Raw genomic sequence first — 15,916 nt, forward strand, 5'->3', positions numbered from 1 at the left:
GTCATGCCGGGTAATACCGGATAGTCAATATGTTCTGTTGAAGCAATTATACTGTATGCTCATACAGTATCAAGTGTTTTGTAGAAATTGTTGCCACAAGGTCTGCAATGCATACGCAGTAGCCTGACGGCGCACCGCATCACGGTCGCCGCTGAAGCATTCCCGCCGGGTAATGCCTTCACCGCGGGCAGTGGCAAAAGCAAACCAGACGGTGCCGACAGGCTTCTCTTCACTGCCGCCATCCGGCCCGGCGATACCACTAATAGACACGGCGTAATCAGCACGAGCCGCTTTCAGTGCGCCTATCGCCATTTCCACCACGACGGGTTCGCTCACCGCGCCATGCTGCGCCAGCGTCTCTTCACGTACGCCGATCATCTGCGCTTTGGCTTCGTTACTGTAGGTGACAAATCCGCGTTCAAACCAGGCGGAGCTACCGGCAATATCGGTAATCACTTTCGCTACCCAACCGCCGGTACAAGACTCAGCAGTTGTTACGGTTGCGCCACGGGCTTTCAGCGCCTGCCCAACCTGTTCGCTTAACTGCATCAGTTCACTGTCAGTCATCACAACCTCTGTCAGTCAAAAATTTATGCCGGACAAGATAGCACTTTCGTCAGGAAGATGGTGTTGGCGTTGCAATTTTACGAGGAGGATTCAGAAAAAAGCTGATTAGCCAGAAGGAAGCTCACGCCCCCCTCTTGCAAATAGTTACTGCACGCGCGCCAGCGCCACGGCTTGTCCTAACTGCCAGACCGCCATTGCGTAATGGGTGCTGTGGTTATAACGGGTAATGGTGTAGAAGTTCGGCAGACCGTACCAGTACTGGTAACCGGTACCGACATCCAGACGCAGCAGGCTGGCTTGTTGATGGTTGCCCAGCGGCTGCTGTGGCGTTAAACCTGCCGCGGCAAGCTGCGAAATGCTGTACTTGGTTTTGAAGCCATTTGGCAAGCCTGGAGCCTGACCGTTTGCCATTACCGCGACCTGATCGCCTTTCACCCAGCCGTGCGCTTTGAAATAATTCGCCACGCTACCGATCGCATCAACCGGATCCCACAGGTTGATATGCCCGTCGCCGCTGAAATCTACCGCATATTGTTTGTAAGACGACGGCATAAACTGTCCGTAGCCCATCGCCCCGGCAAAGGAACCTTTCAGATTGAGCGGATCGTCCTGCTCGTCGCGCGCCATCAGCAGGAAGGTTTCCAGCTCGCCAGAGAAATACTCCGCGCGGCGTGGGTAGTTAAATGACAGCGTTGCCAGCGCATCGAGGATGCGAGTTTTCCCCATCACGCGCCCCCAGCGGGTTTCAACGCCGATAATCCCGACGATAATTTCCGGCGGTACGCCATACACCTGCCACGCGCGATTCAACGCATCTTCATACTGATTCCAGAAAACCACACCGTTCTGCACATTGTCCGGCGTAATAAATTTTTTGCGATAACGCAGCCATGCGCCGTTCGGACCTGATGGCGGTTTCACCGATGTCGTTGGTGCCTGGTTATCCATCAGCCGCAGTACCGAATCCAGACGTTTCGCCTGGGAGAGAATTTCCTGCAACTGCTGACGATCGAAACCGTGTTTGTTCACCATTTTGTCGATGAACTGCTGGGCATTCGGGTTATTGGCGAAGTCACCGCCCATCTGCATCACATTGTGCTGCGGCTCAAGCAGGAAGCCGCCAGACGGCGTTCCGGTGGTCGTATCAGTCTCAGTAGGTTTTGGCTTGCTGCTACAGGCGGCAAGCAACACAAAAAGGGGAAGCAATGTTACATAACGACGCTTGAACATGAGGGGTCCATTTAACAGATTCAACCAGGGGCAAGTATGGTAAAGCATCACGCCCCGCACAAGGAAGCGGTAGTCACTGCCCGATACGGACTTTACATAACTCAACTCATCCCCCTCGCTATCCTTTTATTCAAACTTTCAAATTAAAATATTTATCTTTCATTTTGCGATCAAAATAACACTTTTAAATCTTTCAATCTGATTAGATTAGGTTGCCGTTTGGTAATAAAACAATAAATCCTGAAGGAGAGAACAATGATAGAAACCATTACTCATGGTGCAGAGTGGTTTATCGGGCTGTTCCAAAAGGGCGGAGAGGTGTTTACCGGGATGGTGACCGGCATTCTTCCGCTGTTGATTAGCCTGCTGGTTATCATGAACGCACTGATTAATTTTATCGGTCAGCATCGTATTGAACGTTTTGCTCAACGTTGCGCCGGTAACCCTGTTTCCCGTTACCTGCTGTTACCGTGCATTGGCACGTTTGTCTTTTGCAATCCGATGACCTTAAGCCTGGGTCGCTTTATGCCGGAAAAGTACAAACCCAGCTACTACGCGGCGGCCTCTTATAGCTGCCACTCAATGAATGGCCTCTTTCCCCATATCAACCCTGGCGAACTGTTTGTTTATCTTGGCATTGCCAGCGGTCTGACAACGCTGAACCTGCCACTTGGCCCACTGGCGGTGAGCTATCTGCTGGTTGGTCTGGTCACCAACTTCTTCCGCGGCTGGGTGACCGATCTGACCACCGCTATTTTTGAGAAAAAGATGGGCATTCAACTTGAACAAAAAGTTCATCTGGCAGGAGCAACATCATGACGCGTATTCGGATCGAAAAAGGAACGGGTGGCTGGGGCGGCCCGCTTGAGCTGGAAGCCACGCCGGGCAAAAAAATCGTCTATATCACCGCCGGTACCCGGCCTGCGATTGTCGACAAACTGGCACAGCTTACTGGCTGGCAGGCTATTGACGGATTTAAAGAAGGTGAACCCGCGGAGGCAGAAATTGGCATTGCGGTAATCGACTGTGGCGGCACATTACGCTGCGGCATCTATCCGAAACGACGTATTCCCACCATTAATATCCACTCGACGGGCAAGTCCGGTCCACTGGTGCAGTACATTGTGGAAGATATTTATGTCTCTGGCGTAAAAGAAGAAAACATCACTGTAGTGGGTGATGCGACACCACAACCCTCTTCCGTGGGCCGTGACTATGACACCAGCAAGAAAATCACCGAACAAAGCGATGGTTTACTGGCGAAGGTGGGAATGGGTATGGGTTCTGCCGTAGCCGTGTTGTTTCAATCTGGTCGTGACACCATCGACACTGTATTAAAAACCATTCTGCCGTTTATGGCATTCGTTTCGGCGCTCATTGGCATCATTATGGCTTCTGGCCTTGGTGACTGGATTGCCCACGGTCTTGCTCCGCTGGCGAGCCATCCACTGGGTCTGGTCATGCTGGCGCTCATCTGCTCCTTCCCACTGCTTTCACCTTTCCTCGGCCCAGGCGCAGTTATCGCACAGGTTATCGGCGTATTGATTGGCGTGCAGATTGGTCTCGGCAATATTCCGCCGCATCTGGCTTTACCTGCGCTGTTTGCCATCAACGCGCAGGCGGCCTGCGACTTCATCCCGGTCGGTTTGTCGCTGGCGGAAGCCCGTCAGGACACGGTTCGCGTCGGTGTCCCTTCTGTTCTGGTGAGCCGCTTTTTAACCGGCGCACCGACTGTACTGATCGCCTGGTTTGTCTCCGGTTTTATCTATCAATAGAGGCTGAAACATGACCGTTATTTATCAGACCACCATCACCCGTATCGGCGCGAGTGCCACTGACGCCCTCAGCGACCAGATGCTCATCACCTTTCGTGAAGGCGCGCCTGCGGATCTCGAAGAGTATTGCTTCATTCATTGCCACGGTGAGTTAAAAGGTGCACTCCATCCCGGTTTGCAATTTTCGCTCGGGCAGCATCGCTATCCGGTGACCGCCGTTGGCAGCGTGGCGGAAGACAACCTTCGCGAACTGGGTCATGTCACCCTGCGCTTCGATGGTTTAAACGAAGCGGAATTTCCGGGCACTGTCCATGTGGCAGGCCCTGTCCCCGACGATATCGCGCCGGGATCGGTTTTGAAGTTTGAATCTGTTAAGGAGTAAAAAATGAATCAGGTTGCCGTTGTCATCGGTGGTGGGCAAACCTTAGGCGCGTTCCTGTGCCACGGTCTGGCTGCCGAGGGGTATCGCGTCGCGGTTGTCGATATTCAGAGCGACAAAGCCGCAAATGTGGCACAAGAAATTAACGCCGAATATGGTGAAGGTATGGCGTACGGTTTTGGTGCTGACGCCACCAGTGAGCAAAGCGTTCTGGCGCTCTCTCGTGGGGTAGATGAAATCTTTGGTCGCGTGGATTTGCTGGTCTACAGCGCCGGAATTGCAAAAGCAGCCTTTATCAGCGACTTCCAGCTCGGTGATTTTGACCGTTCGCTACAGGTGAATCTGGTGGGTTATTTCCTGTGTGCGCGTGAATTTTCGCGTTTGATGATCCGCGATGGGATTCAGGGACGCATTATTCAGATCAACTCGAAATCCGGCAAAGTGGGCAGCAAACACAACTCTGGCTACAGCGCAGCGAAATTTGGTGGCGTAGGGCTGACTCAATCACTGGCGCTGGATCTGGCGGAGTACGGCATTACGGTGCATTCACTGATGCTCGGTAACCTGCTGAAATCGCCGATGTTCCAGTCGCTGTTGCCACAATACGCGACCAAGCTGGGTATCAAACCGGATCAAGTCGAGCAGTATTACATCGATAAAGTACCGCTCAAACGCGGCTGCGATTATCAGGATGTGCTGAATATGCTGCTGTTCTACGCCAGTCCTAAGGCATCGTACTGCACTGGTCAGTCGATCAATGTCACCGGCGGTCAGGTGATGTTCTGATCAACAGCGGAGATCCGTTAAGGATCTCCGTGGGACTAATAGAATGCCTGATGCGCTACGCTCATCAGGCATACAGGACTTCCGCCACTACATTAAGGAAAAGTTATGGTATCCGCACTCATCACTGTCGCCGTTATCGCCTGGTGTGCGCAACTGGCCTTAGGCGGCTGGCAAATTTCTCGTTTTAACCGTGCCTTCGACACACTATGCCAGCAAGGGCGGGTTGGCGTGGGCCGTTCCAGCGGGCGCTTTAAACCGCGGGTCGTGGTCGCCATCGCCCTGGACGATCAGCAGCGCATCGTCGACACCTTGTTTATGAAAGGACTGACCGTCTTCGCCCGACCGCAAAAAATTCCCGCAATTACCGGTATGCATGCGGGTGATTTACAGCCCGATGTGATCTTTCCCCATGATCCACTATCACAGAATGCTCTATCATTGGCGCTTAAACTGAAACGTGGATAATTTCGTTGTGAATGTTACTTGCTTGCGAAGTTATCATTTTGAAACCTAAATCAGGTAATCACGCCCATGAAACCTCGTCAGCGTCAGGCCGCCATTCTGGAGTATCTGCAAAAGCAGGGTAAATGCTCGGTTGAAGAATTGGCGCAATACTTTGACACCACAGGCACAACCATTCGCAAAGATCTGGTCATTCTGGAACATGCCGGAACCGTCATTCGTACTTATGGCGGAGTGGTGTTGAATAAAGAGGAATCCGATCCGCCTATCGATCATAAAACACTCATCAACACCCACAAGAAAGAGCTGATTGCAGAAGCTGCCGTTAGTTTTATCCATGATGGCGATTCGATCATTCTTGATGCTGGCAGTACCGTTTTGCAGATGGTCCCCCTGCTCTCGCGCTTTAATAACATCACAGTGATGACCAACAGCCTGCATATCGTCAATGCGCTATCCGAACTGGATAACGAACAAACTATCCTGATGCCAGGCGGAACATTTCGTAAAAAATCGGCCTCATTTCACGGGCAGCTGGCAGAGAATGCCTTCGAGCATTTCACCTTCGATAAATTGTTTATGGGCACCGACGGCATCGATCTCAATGCGGGCGTAACCACCTTCAACGAGGTTTATACCGTCAGTAAGGCAATGTGCAATGCCGCGCGCGAAGTGATTTTGATGGCGGACTCATCAAAGTTTGGCCGTAAAAGCCCCAATGTAGTTTGCAGTCTTGAAAGCGTCGATAAGCTAATTACCGACGCAGGTATCGATCCGGCGTTTCGTCAGGCGCTGGAAGAGAAAGGGATCGATGTGATCATAACCGGAGAGAGCAATGAGTGAAGCACTACTGAACGCGGGACGTCAGACGTTAATGCTGGAGTTGCAGGAAGCAAGCCGCTTACCGGAACGTCTGGGCGATGATTTTGTTCGCGCCGCCAATATCATCCTGCACTGCGAAGGCAAAGTGGTGGTTTCGGGAATTGGCAAATCGGGCCACATTGGTAAGAAAATCGCCGCAACGCTTGCCAGTACCGGCACACCGGCTTTTTTTGTCCATCCGGCAGAAGCGCTGCACGGCGATCTGGGGATGATCGAAAGCCGCGATGTGATGCTGTTTATCTCTTACTCCGGTGGCGCGAAGGAACTGGATCTGATTATTCCGCGTCTGGAAGATAAATCTATCGCGCTGCTGGCGATGACCGGCAAACCGACGTCACCGCTGGGCCTGGCGGCGAAAGCGGTGCTGGATATCTCCGTAGAACGCGAAGCCTGCCCGATGCACCTTGCGCCGACCTCCAGCACCGTCAATACCCTGATGATGGGCGACGCGCTGGCGATGGCGGTCATGCAGGCGCGCGGATTTAATGAAGAAGATTTTGCCCGCTCCCACCCAGCCGGGGCACTGGGCGCTCGCTTGCTGAATAAAGTGCATCATCTGATGCGTCGTGATGACGCTATCCCACAGGTAGCGTTAACCGCCAGCGTGATGGATGCGATGCTGGAACTCAGCCGCACCGGTCTGGGGCTGGTGGCGGTATGTGACGCTCAACAACAGGTACAAGGCGTCTTTACCGACGGCGATTTACGTCGCTGGCTGGTTGGCGGCGGCGCACTCACCACGCCAGTTAATGAAGCGATGACGACAGGCGGTACCACATTACAGGCACAAAGCCGCGCCATCGACGCCAAAGAGATCCTGATGAAGCGCAAAATCACTGCCGCACCGGTGGTAGATGAAAACGGCAAACTCGTCGGCGCAATTAACCTGCAGGATTTCTATCAGGCCGGGATTATTTAATCCTTCAATCCCAGACGTTTCGCCAGCCGATGCAGGTTGGCGACGTCGGTTTCCAGCATTCGCGCGCAGGCTGCCCAGTTGTGATGATTTTGTGCCAGTGCCTGACGAATAGTTTCACGCTGGAACGCTTCTGTCGCTTCACGCAGGTTTTGCTTAACAACGGGCACCGCCGCCGCTTCTGGCGGCGGTAACGTCACCTCAGGAAAAGCAAAATGTTGCGCCTCAAGAATCACTTCATCGCCGTTGCGGGTGGCTCTCGCCAGCACTACCGCCCGATGAATAGCATGTTCCAGTTCGCGCACGTTCCCCGGAAAACGATAGTGTTGCAGTAAATTTCGCGCTCCGGCACTTAATACCACGCGGGAGAGCCCCAGCCGCAAACGACACTGCTCGCAGAAATACCCCGCCAGCAGAATGACATCATCGCCCCGCTCACGCAGCGGCGGCACCGAAAGTGGAAACACGCTCAGGCGGTGGAACAAGTCAGCGCGAAATCGCCCTGCCAGCACCTCTTCGCGTAAATCGCGGTTAGTCGCCGCCAGCACGCGCACATCGACCCGCAAACTACGGTCATCGCCAACGCGCTGAATATCGCCATACTGCAACACCCTCAGCAGCTTGGCCTGCAATGCCAACGACAACTCGCCGATCTCATCGAGAAACAGCGTGCCGTTATCCGCCATTTCAAACTTCCCACTGCGGTTACTGATAGCGCCAGTAAACGCTCCTTTCACATGCCCGAACAACTCACTTTCCGCCACACTTTCCGGCAGTGCGGCACAGTTGAGATAGACCAGCGGATTCACCGCCCTTGGCGAGGCTTCATGAATCGCTTTCGCCACCAGCTCCTTACCGGTTCCCGTCTCACCGCTGATTAAGACGTTGAGATCGGACGCCGCCACAATCTCAATCTCTTTTTTCAATTGCGTCATGCCTGGCGATAAGCCAATCATCTGCGTCTGTTTCACCGCTTCAAACGGCGCGGCATCGCCCGGCAGCATATTCTGGCTTTCCAGTTGCTCAATCAGCAACGCATTGCTTAACGCTCCCGCCGCCAGCGCGGCAATCAGGCGTAACTCTTCGTCGCTGAAAACATCGAACTGATCGGGCTGCATCCCGTCGAGCGTCAATGCGCCGATCAGGTTTTGCCCGGCAAACAGCGGCAGACCAACGCAGGCGTGAACCTTCAGACTCTCCTGCCCTGGAATCAAACCGTCATAGGGATCGGGCAATTCGCTGTCTGCGGGAAAGCGCACCACATCACCCGCGCGGGCAATCGCTTCCAGCCGTGGATGACCTTCCAGCGCAAAGCGTCTACCGAGTACATCCTTCGCCAGCCCGTCGATGGCAAGCGGAATAAACTGCCGCGAGTCGTAACGTAGCAACGCAGACGCATCGCACTCCAGCACCTGACGCAGCGTGGTGATCAGGCGCTGAAAACGATCCTGATGACCAATCCCACGCTGCAATTCGATGGCGATATTCGCCAGCACATCAACGGAAAAACTCATCTTTGCCTCACTGTCAATTTGACTATAGATATTGTCATATCGACCATTTGATTGATAGTCATTTTGACTACTCATTAATGAGCATAATTTTATTTATAGAGTAAAAACAATCAGATAAAAAACTGGCACGCAATCTGCAATTAGCAAGACATCTTTTTACAACACGCTGAATAAATTGAGGTTGCTATGTCTATTGTGGTGAAAAATAACATTCATTGGGTGGGTCAACGTGACTGGGAAGTGCGTGATTTTCACGGCACGGAATATAAAACGCTGCGCGGCAGCAGCTACAACAGCTACCTCATCCGCGAAGAAAAAAACGTGCTGATCGACACCGTCGACCATAAATTCAGCCGCGAATTTGTGCAGAACCTGCGTAATGAAATCGATCTGGCGGATATCGATTACATCGTGATTAACCATGCAGAAGAGGACCACGCCGGGGCGCTGACCGAACTGATGGCACAAATTCCCGATACGCCGATCTACTGTACAGCCAACGCTATCGACTCGATAAATGGTCATCACCATCATCCGGAGTGGAATTTTAATGTGGTGAAAACTGGCGACACGCTGGATATCGGCAACGGCAAACAGCTCATTTTTGTCGAAACACCAATGCTGCACTGGCCGGACAGCATGATGACTTACCTGACAGGCGACGCGGTGCTGTTCAGTAACGATGCTTTCGGTCAGCACTACTGCGACGAGCATCTGTTCAACGATGAAGTGGATCAGACGGAGCTTTTCGAGCAGTGCCAGCGTTACTACGCCAATATCCTGACGCCGTTCAGCCGCCTGGTAACGCCGAAAATTACCGAGATCCTGGGCTTTAACTTACCAGTCGATATGATAGCGACCTCCCACGGCGTGGTCTGGCGCGATAACCCGACGCAAATTGTCGAGCTGTACCTGAAGTGGGCCGCTGATTATCAGGAAGACAGAATCACCATTTTCTACGACACCATGTCGAATAACACCCGCATGATGGCTGACGCTATCGCCCAGGGGATTGCGGAAACCGACCCACGCGTGGCGGTGAAAATTTTCAACGTCGCCCGAAGCGATAAAAACGAAATCCTGACCAATGTCTTCCGCTCAAAAGGCGTGCTGGTCGGCACTTCGACGATGAATAACGTGATGATGCCGAAAATCGCCGGGCTGGTGGAGGAGATGACCGGATTACGCTTCCGTAACAAACGCGCCAGTGCTTTCGGCTCTCACGGCTGGAGCGGCGGTGCGGTGGATCGTCTTTCCACGCGCCTGCAGGATGCGGGTTTCGAAATGTCGCTTAGCCTGAAAGCGAAATGGCGACCAGACCAGGACGCTCTGGAGTTATGCCGTGAACACGGTCGCGAAATCGCCCGTCAGTGGGCGCTCGCGCCGCTGCCGCAGAGCACGGTGAATACGGTAGTTAAAGAAGAAACCTCTGCCACCACGACGGCTGACCTCGGCCCACGGATGCAGTGCAGCGTCTGCCAGTGGATTTACGATCCGGCAAAAGGCGAGCCAATGCAGGACGTTGCGCCAGGAACGCCGTGGAGTGAAGTCCCGGATAACTTCCTCTGCCCGGAATGCTCCCTCGGCAAAGACGTCTTTGACGAACTGGCATCGGAGGCAAAATGAGTAACGGCATTGTGATCATTGGTTCGGGCTTCGCCGCCCGCCAACTGGTGAAAAATATTCGCAAACAGGACGCCAGTATTCCATTAACCCTGATTGCCGCCGACAGCATGGATGAGTACAACAAACCTGACCTCAGCCATGTTATCAGTCAGGGGCAACGTGCCGACGACCTTACCCGCCAGACGGCGGGTGAATTTGCCGAGCAGTTTAATCTGCTACTGTTTCCGCAAACTTGGGTGACGGATATCGATGCCGAAGCCCGTGTGGTGAAAAGCCAGAATAATCAGTGGCAATACGACAAGCTGGTGCTGGCAACCGGTGCCAGCGCCTTTGTCCCGCCAGTGCCTGGGCGTGAGTTAATGCTGACGTTAAATAGTCAGCAAGAGTATCGCGCCTGTGAAACGCAACTGCGGGATGCCCGACGCGTGTTGATTGTTGGCGGTGGTTTGATTGGTAGCGAACTGGCGATGGATTTTTGTCGTGCAGGCAAAATGGTTACGCTAATCGACAACGCTGCCAGTATTCTGGCGTCGTTAATGCCACCGGAAGTAAGCAGTCGCTTGCAGCATCGGTTGACGGAGATGGGCGTTCATCTGCTGTTGAAATCTCAGTTGCAGGGGCTGGAAAAAACGGATTCTGGCATTCTGGCAACGCTGGACCACCAGCGCAGCATCGAAGTGGATGCGGTAATTGCCGCCACCGGACTGCGCCCGGAAGCCGCCCTGGCACGACGCGCCGGGCTGACGATTAATCGCGGCGTTTGCGTCGATAGTTATCTGCAAACCAGTAATGCCGATATTTACGCGCTGGGCGATTGCGCGGAAATTAACGGTCAGGTATTGCCGTTCCTCCAGCCGATTCAACTTAGCGCGATGGTGCTGGCAAAAAATCTTCTCGGCAATAACACGCCGCTGAAACTACCGGCGATGCTGGTGAAAATCAAAACGCCGGAATTACCGCTGCATCTGGCAGGCGAAACCCAGCGTCAGGATTTACGCTGGCAGATTAATACCGAAAGCCAGGGAATGGTGGCGCGCGGTGTTGACGATGCAGACCAACTTCGCGCCTTTGTGGTCAGTGAGGATCGGATGAAAGAGGCATTTGGATTGTTGAAAACATTGCCGGTGTAGGCGGGCTACTGTGCCCAAAATGTCGGATGCGACGCTGACGCGTCTTATCCGACCTACGGGGACGCATGTGTTGGTCACATAATGCGTTCATGTCGCATCCGCCTACTGTACCCAAAATGTCGGATGCGATGCTGGCGCGTCTTACCCGACCTACGGGGAGGCATGTGTTGGTCACATAATGCGTTCATGTCGCATCCAGCTACTGTACCCAAAATGTCGGATGCGATGCTGGCGCATCTTATCCGACCTACGGGGACGCACGTGTAGGCCGGATAAGGCGTTTACGCCGCATCCGGCAATGGTGTCCAAATGCAACACGTTTTATCCGTTCTGGACTTCACCCGCTAACCAACGCGCCGCAGCAATAACCCCCTGCCCCAGAGACAAACCGCCATCACCCGCCGGTAAACTCTGTGGAAAGAGCAATGTGAAATCAGCGAGATAATGCGCCAGACGTGCACGCAGCAAACGGTTATGAATAACCCCGCCGCTAAATACCAGCGTAGTGATACCACGCATCGTGGCCTGCTCACGCATCAACGCGGCAAAACCCTGCGCCAGCGCATCATGAAACGCCCACGCGCGTTGATTAACCGGTGCCTGCCAGTTCAGCCACTGCTGCCAGAAAGTGGCGAGATCCAGTTGATTGTCCACCAGCGGCATTGTCACCGGATGCGTCACTCCGTGGCATGAGGCTGCGAGCGCCTCCAGAGCACAAGCCGCTTCACCTTCATAACTTAACGTGGCTGGCGCACAGCCCAGTGCCGCCGCCACTGCATCGAACACCCGCCCACACGATGACGCCAGCGGCGCGTTAATTCCACGCTCAATGGCCCGCGCCAGAACGCTCCAGTTTTGCTGTTGTACACTTGCCGTTTCAGGGTAATTCTGCCACTCCGGCACAAAGCGCAGGCACTGCGCCAGCAGGTTTCGCCACGGCTGCTTCGCCGCCAAATCGCCACCCGGAAGCGCCACTGCAGGCAAGCCGCCCAGGTGCTGGCATTCGCGATAGTTCACCCGCAGGCACTCGCCGCCCCACAAAGCGCCGTTCTCCCCCATACCGATACCGTCGAGCGTCAAAGCAATGACATCACCGCCATCCAGTGGCCAGTGATGTTCTGCCAGACACGCCGCTGCGTGGGCATGATGATGCAGTACCGTTTGCGTCGGCAGATTCATCTCGCTCGCCCACTGGCTGGAGACATAGCCCGGATGTGCGTCATGCACAACGTATTGCGGGGTGAAATCGTAGATGTTTTGCATCAGGCGTAACGCTTCGCGCCACTGCATCTGGATGCCATCGTCACTTAAATCGCCCAGATGCTGACTCAACACCGCTTGTTCACCGCGCACCAGGCAGAAGGTGTTTTTCAGATCCGCGCCGAGACACAGCACAGGCGGAACATTTTTAAAGCCCGGAGGCAAAGCCAGCGCATCCGGCACATACCCCCGCGAACGGCGCAGCATTTCGCCGCTTTCGCGCACCACCGAATCATCCATCCGCTGCACGATGTCGCGGTTATGTATCAAGAATCCGTCGGCAATGCCCTGCAAATCCGCCAGCGCCTGTTCGTTGCTGATAGCCGGTGGTTTACCGCTCAGGTTGCCAGAGGTCATCACCAGCGGGCATTGCAGTTCCTGTAACAGCAAATGCTGGAGCGGGTTCGCAGGCAACATTACCCCGACTTCGTTAAGGTCAGGGGCGATATCATCACAAAGCTCAGGTACGTATTTTTTATCCACCAGCACAATCGGCGCGGCGGGCGTGGTAAGCAACTGGCGCGCAGCGTCTGGTAAACCGTCAGCCACTGGCAACATGACCGCCAGCGGTTTCGCCGGGCGATGTTTGCGCGCCCGCAGTGTCGCCACCGCGTTACTGTTACGTGCATCGCAGGCAAGATGAAATCCGCCAATCCCTTTGATGGCGACAATGTTGCCCATTTTTAACTGTGCGATAGCCGCCTGTAATGCCGCCTCTTGTTCCGCATGTTCACCATGACTTACCCATTCAAGATGCGGGCCACACTCCGGGCAGGCCACCGGCTGGGCGTGGAAGCGACGATCGAGCGGGTCGCGGTACTCTTTGTCACAAGCCGGACACAACGGAAACGCCGCCATTACGGTAAACGGGCGGTCGTAAGGCATGGCGCGAATAATGGTGAAACGCGGGCCACAGTGAGTACAGTTGATAAACGGATAACGATAACGCCGCTCGCCTGGGGTATTCATTTCGGCAAGGCAAGCAGGGCAAGTAGCGGCATCCGGGACAATTTGCGTATTCATGGCACCTCCCGCGCTCTGGCGGATGGTGAACTCAGTGGGCAGTTGTGACCAGATGTACGGCTCACGCTCGACGCTATCAATACGCGCCAGCGGCGGGCAGTGCTGATGCAATTGAACAAGAAACGTTTCCGGGTCTTCCAGCAGCCGGACTTCTACGCCATCGCCGTCATTACAGACATCGCCGTGAAGATTTAATTGCTGTGCCAGTTGCCAGACAAACGGACGAAAACCGACGCCCTGCACTTTGCCACGAATACGCAGTTGGACACCGCAAGATGTGTTTTTTGACATTGAGTTATTCCCGCCATCATGAATTGCGTAACCCGCCCAGCCGGACACGACAGCGTCGCATCCGGCAGTCACAGGTCGGCGATACCGCCCGCTCCGTATTCTACGAATATTTCCGGGAATTCCTTTGATGCCAGAACAGTTCTGTAAGATTTTTAGAACATCAGCGCCGTACGGCGGCGTTTTTCTGCGCTCAGTTGTTCAAGTTTATTACGATCGACACAAATCAGCGCATGAGTCGGGCAAGCCGCCATACACGCCGGACCGTCTTCACGATGGTTGCACAGGTCGCATTTATTGGCTTCGGCTTTGTCAGCCCGTACATTCAGCCCTGCGCCGCTGTTGCGAATCACCGGACGTACCACCACTTCCATCGCGCCATACGGGCAAGCCACAACGCAGGTTTTGCAACCAATGCAACGTTCCTGCATCACATGAACAAACCCTTTATCACGGCTGATAGCACCATTCGGGCAGACGTTAGCGCACGGTGCATCTTCACACTGACGGCAAACTGTCGCCGTGGAAATGTTCACACCTTTAATGACATGGATACGCGGTAAAAATGTTTCCGGGGTCAGCGATGCACAGTCCTGATTTTCCTGATGAGAAACCACGCACGCCACTTCACAGGTACGGCAACCAATACATTTACTCGCATCAGCAATGATGAAACGGTTCATCAAATTCTCCAGCAATGACAGTTAATGCGCCGATACATTCACAAATCATGCCAGTTTTTAATTCACTGTTATTTAAGGAAATTAAATTCTGTGATGCAGGAAAAACGATGTCATCGACACTAGTGACGATGACATGTGATGACAGTGTTTATCGCGGTAAAGCTTTGAGTGAGTCGCGGCAGATCAATTTTCCGCTGAAGGTTTTCGGCGGTGTGTAAGCGCCCCCATCGAGCATAAAAATCAGCCGTCCAATAACTTCCTGAATCATCTCAGTCACCGGAATTTTTACGCTGGAGAGCGCCGGAACGGTGTAGGGGGCAATTGCGATATCATCGAATCCGATAACTGACACCTGCTCTGGCACCGCTACGCCGCGCTCGTGTAACGCTTTCATCGCACCTATCGCCATATCGTCGTTACTGGCAACTAACGCGCTAAATTTAACCCCACGTTCGAGCAACATTTCTACCCCTTCGGCCCCGCTGGCGGGCGTCCATTTACCGTTCGCGATAAGTTTTTCATTGAGCGCAATACCATGCTGCGCCAGCGCGTCTTTATACCCGGCAAGACGTTCAACGCTGGTGGGGGAATCCATCGAGCCGGTAAGGAAAGCAATCTCCTGATGTCCGGCGTTTATCAACTCTGCCACGGCGTTAAAGCTGGTCTGTTTATGATCGCACCAGACGCTATGGCTGCTATTTTTGCGCAGGCGGCGATTAAGCACCATTATCGGCTGACTGTGCGCGTCAATGATGTCATCAATTTCATCCACGCTTAAAAAGCGCGGATAAATCATGATCGCGTCGCAGCGCAGATCCAGCAGATACTGAATCGCCTGGCGCTCTTCTTCGGCGCTGTGTTTACCATCTGCCAATAGCAACTGCCGCCCTTTCTCTTCCGCCATTCGCGCGGCATGAAACAGTAATTCACTAAAATAAATGCCGTGGTAAAGCGTGTTGGTCACTACCAGCCCCAGCGTCTGAGTACTCTTCGCCGACAGATTGCGCGCCAGCAAGTTTGGACGGTAACCGCTCTCTTCTACCGCCTGAAACACGCGATCTTTAGTCTCCTGGCTGACGTAGCCATTACCTGAAAGCACGCGGGAAACGGTCGCTTTTGAAACCCCGGCGCGCTTCGCCACTTCCAGCATCGTCGTCATCATTTTCATCCCTTTACACGCAATCAACGCAGTGTACTGCACCGTTTGCCGATTGTCCTTGCGCAATCGGCGGGAAAAATATTCAGGTGACCGCTTTCACAAATATAAAAAATGAACAATTAACTCTCTTGCTTATTTAGTGGCAACTATTCATGATTTTGTGAAACCGGTTTCTTAATTCCGTTTCAGCATCGGCATTTTTCCGTCACGTCGACTGATAACAACTACATCTACCC

At 53.7% G+C, this 15,916-nt stretch carries 15 protein-coding genes; 9 read left to right on the forward strand and 6 right to left on the reverse strand.

The annotated features are described in order from the left end of the window. Positions 1-69: 69 nt before the first annotated feature. Together pncC and mltB are read right to left on the reverse strand one after the other, a co-directional pair. Positions 70-567, reverse strand: coding sequence for a nicotinamide-nucleotide amidase (gene pncC / locus HUZ68_RS17310; protein ID WP_000132231.1), 498 nt, complete (start codon positions 565-567; stop codon positions 70-72). Between the two features lie 144 nt (positions 568-711). Then, positions 712-1,797 (reverse strand): lytic murein transglycosylase B, encoded by a 1,086-nt coding sequence (gene mltB, locus HUZ68_RS17315; RefSeq protein ID WP_001295177.1) that lies wholly within the window; start codon positions 1,795-1,797, stop codon positions 712-714. 255 nt (positions 1,798-2,052) lie between these two features. Between mltB and srlA the strand changes: the two genes are divergently transcribed. The 7 genes from srlA to gutQ all read left to right on the forward strand — a co-directional run bounded on the left by srlA (position 2,053) and on the right by gutQ (position 7,000). Continuing rightward, positions 2,053-2,616 (forward strand): PTS glucitol/sorbitol transporter subunit IIC, encoded by a 564-nt coding sequence (gene srlA, locus HUZ68_RS17320; protein ID WP_000573321.1) that lies wholly within the window; start codon positions 2,053-2,055, stop codon positions 2,614-2,616. After that, entirely contained in the window at positions 2,613-3,572 is a 960-nt protein-coding gene (gene srlE, locus HUZ68_RS17325; protein WP_239593941.1) for a PTS glucitol/sorbitol transporter subunit IIB, read from the forward strand. The genes srlA and srlE overlap by 4 nt, the downstream gene beginning before the upstream one ends. Positions 3,573-3,582: 10 nt before the next feature. Then, on the forward strand, positions 3,583-3,954 hold the full coding sequence (gene srlB, locus HUZ68_RS17330) for a PTS glucitol/sorbitol transporter subunit IIA (RefSeq protein ID WP_000216201.1): 372 nt from the start codon (positions 3,583-3,585) through the stop codon (positions 3,952-3,954). 3 nt (positions 3,955-3,957) lie between these two features. Next, positions 3,958-4,737 (forward strand): sorbitol-6-phosphate dehydrogenase, encoded by a 780-nt coding sequence (gene srlD / locus HUZ68_RS17335; protein ID WP_001077342.1) that lies wholly within the window; start codon positions 3,958-3,960, stop codon positions 4,735-4,737. A 105-nt stretch (positions 4,738-4,842) separates the two neighbouring features. Next, positions 4,843-5,202 (forward strand): transcriptional regulator GutM, encoded by a 360-nt coding sequence (gutM, locus tag HUZ68_RS17340; protein ID WP_000252908.1) that lies wholly within the window; start codon positions 4,843-4,845, stop codon positions 5,200-5,202. Positions 5,203-5,268: 66 nt separating this feature from the next. Next, positions 5,269-6,042: a glucitol operon DNA-binding transcriptional repressor SrlR gene (gene srlR, locus HUZ68_RS17345; RefSeq protein WP_000804550.1), complete on the forward strand. Its 774-nt coding sequence runs from the start codon at positions 5,269-5,271 to the stop codon at positions 6,040-6,042. After that, entirely contained in the window at positions 6,035-7,000 is a 966-nt protein-coding gene (gene gutQ / locus HUZ68_RS17350; RefSeq protein ID WP_001287416.1) for an arabinose-5-phosphate isomerase GutQ, read from the forward strand. Before srlR ends, gutQ begins: the two co-directional genes overlap by 8 nt. On the opposite strand, the gene norR is transcribed toward gutQ, so the two are convergent. Next, positions 6,997-8,511, reverse strand: a complete 1,515-nt coding sequence (gene norR / locus HUZ68_RS17355; RefSeq protein WP_000010728.1) for a nitric oxide reductase transcriptional regulator NorR — start codon at positions 8,509-8,511, stop codon at positions 6,997-6,999. The genes gutQ and norR overlap by 4 nt on opposite strands. A gap of 186 nt (positions 8,512-8,697) precedes the next feature. Between norR and norV the strand changes: the two genes are divergently transcribed. Both norV and norW read left to right on the forward strand, forming a co-directional pair. Continuing rightward, positions 8,698-10,137: an anaerobic nitric oxide reductase flavorubredoxin gene (gene norV, locus HUZ68_RS17360; protein ID WP_000029622.1), complete on the forward strand. Its 1,440-nt coding sequence runs from the start codon at positions 8,698-8,700 to the stop codon at positions 10,135-10,137. Next, positions 10,134-11,267 (forward strand): NADH:flavorubredoxin reductase NorW, encoded by a 1,134-nt coding sequence (gene norW / locus HUZ68_RS17365; protein WP_033815157.1) that lies wholly within the window; start codon positions 10,134-10,136, stop codon positions 11,265-11,267. Before norV ends, norW begins: the two co-directional genes overlap by 4 nt. A 321-nt stretch (positions 11,268-11,588) precedes the next feature. Here the strand turns inward: norW and hypF are convergent, their stop codons facing one another. The 3 genes from hypF to ascG form a co-directional block, all read right to left on the reverse strand. Continuing rightward, complete coding sequence (hypF, locus tag HUZ68_RS17370) at positions 11,589-13,841, reverse strand: carbamoyltransferase HypF (RefSeq protein ID WP_033815166.1); 2,253 nt, start codon at positions 13,839-13,841, stop codon at positions 11,589-11,591. 152 nt (positions 13,842-13,993) lie between these two features. Then, positions 13,994-14,521, reverse strand: coding sequence for an electron transport protein HydN (hydN, locus tag HUZ68_RS17375; protein WP_001078777.1), 528 nt, complete (start codon positions 14,519-14,521; stop codon positions 13,994-13,996). A gap of 148 nt (positions 14,522-14,669) precedes the next feature. After that, positions 14,670-15,680 carry a DNA-binding transcriptional regulator AscG gene (gene ascG / locus HUZ68_RS17380; protein WP_033815167.1) on the reverse strand — a complete coding sequence of 337 codons (1,011 nt, stop codon included), beginning with the start codon at positions 15,678-15,680 and terminating at the stop codon, positions 14,670-14,672. Positions 15,681-15,916: the final 236 nt, after the last annotated feature.

The sequence above is a fragment of the Shigella dysenteriae genome (assembly GCF_022354085.1).
Taxonomy (GTDB): Bacteria; Pseudomonadota; Gammaproteobacteria; order Enterobacterales; family Enterobacteriaceae; genus Escherichia; species Escherichia coli.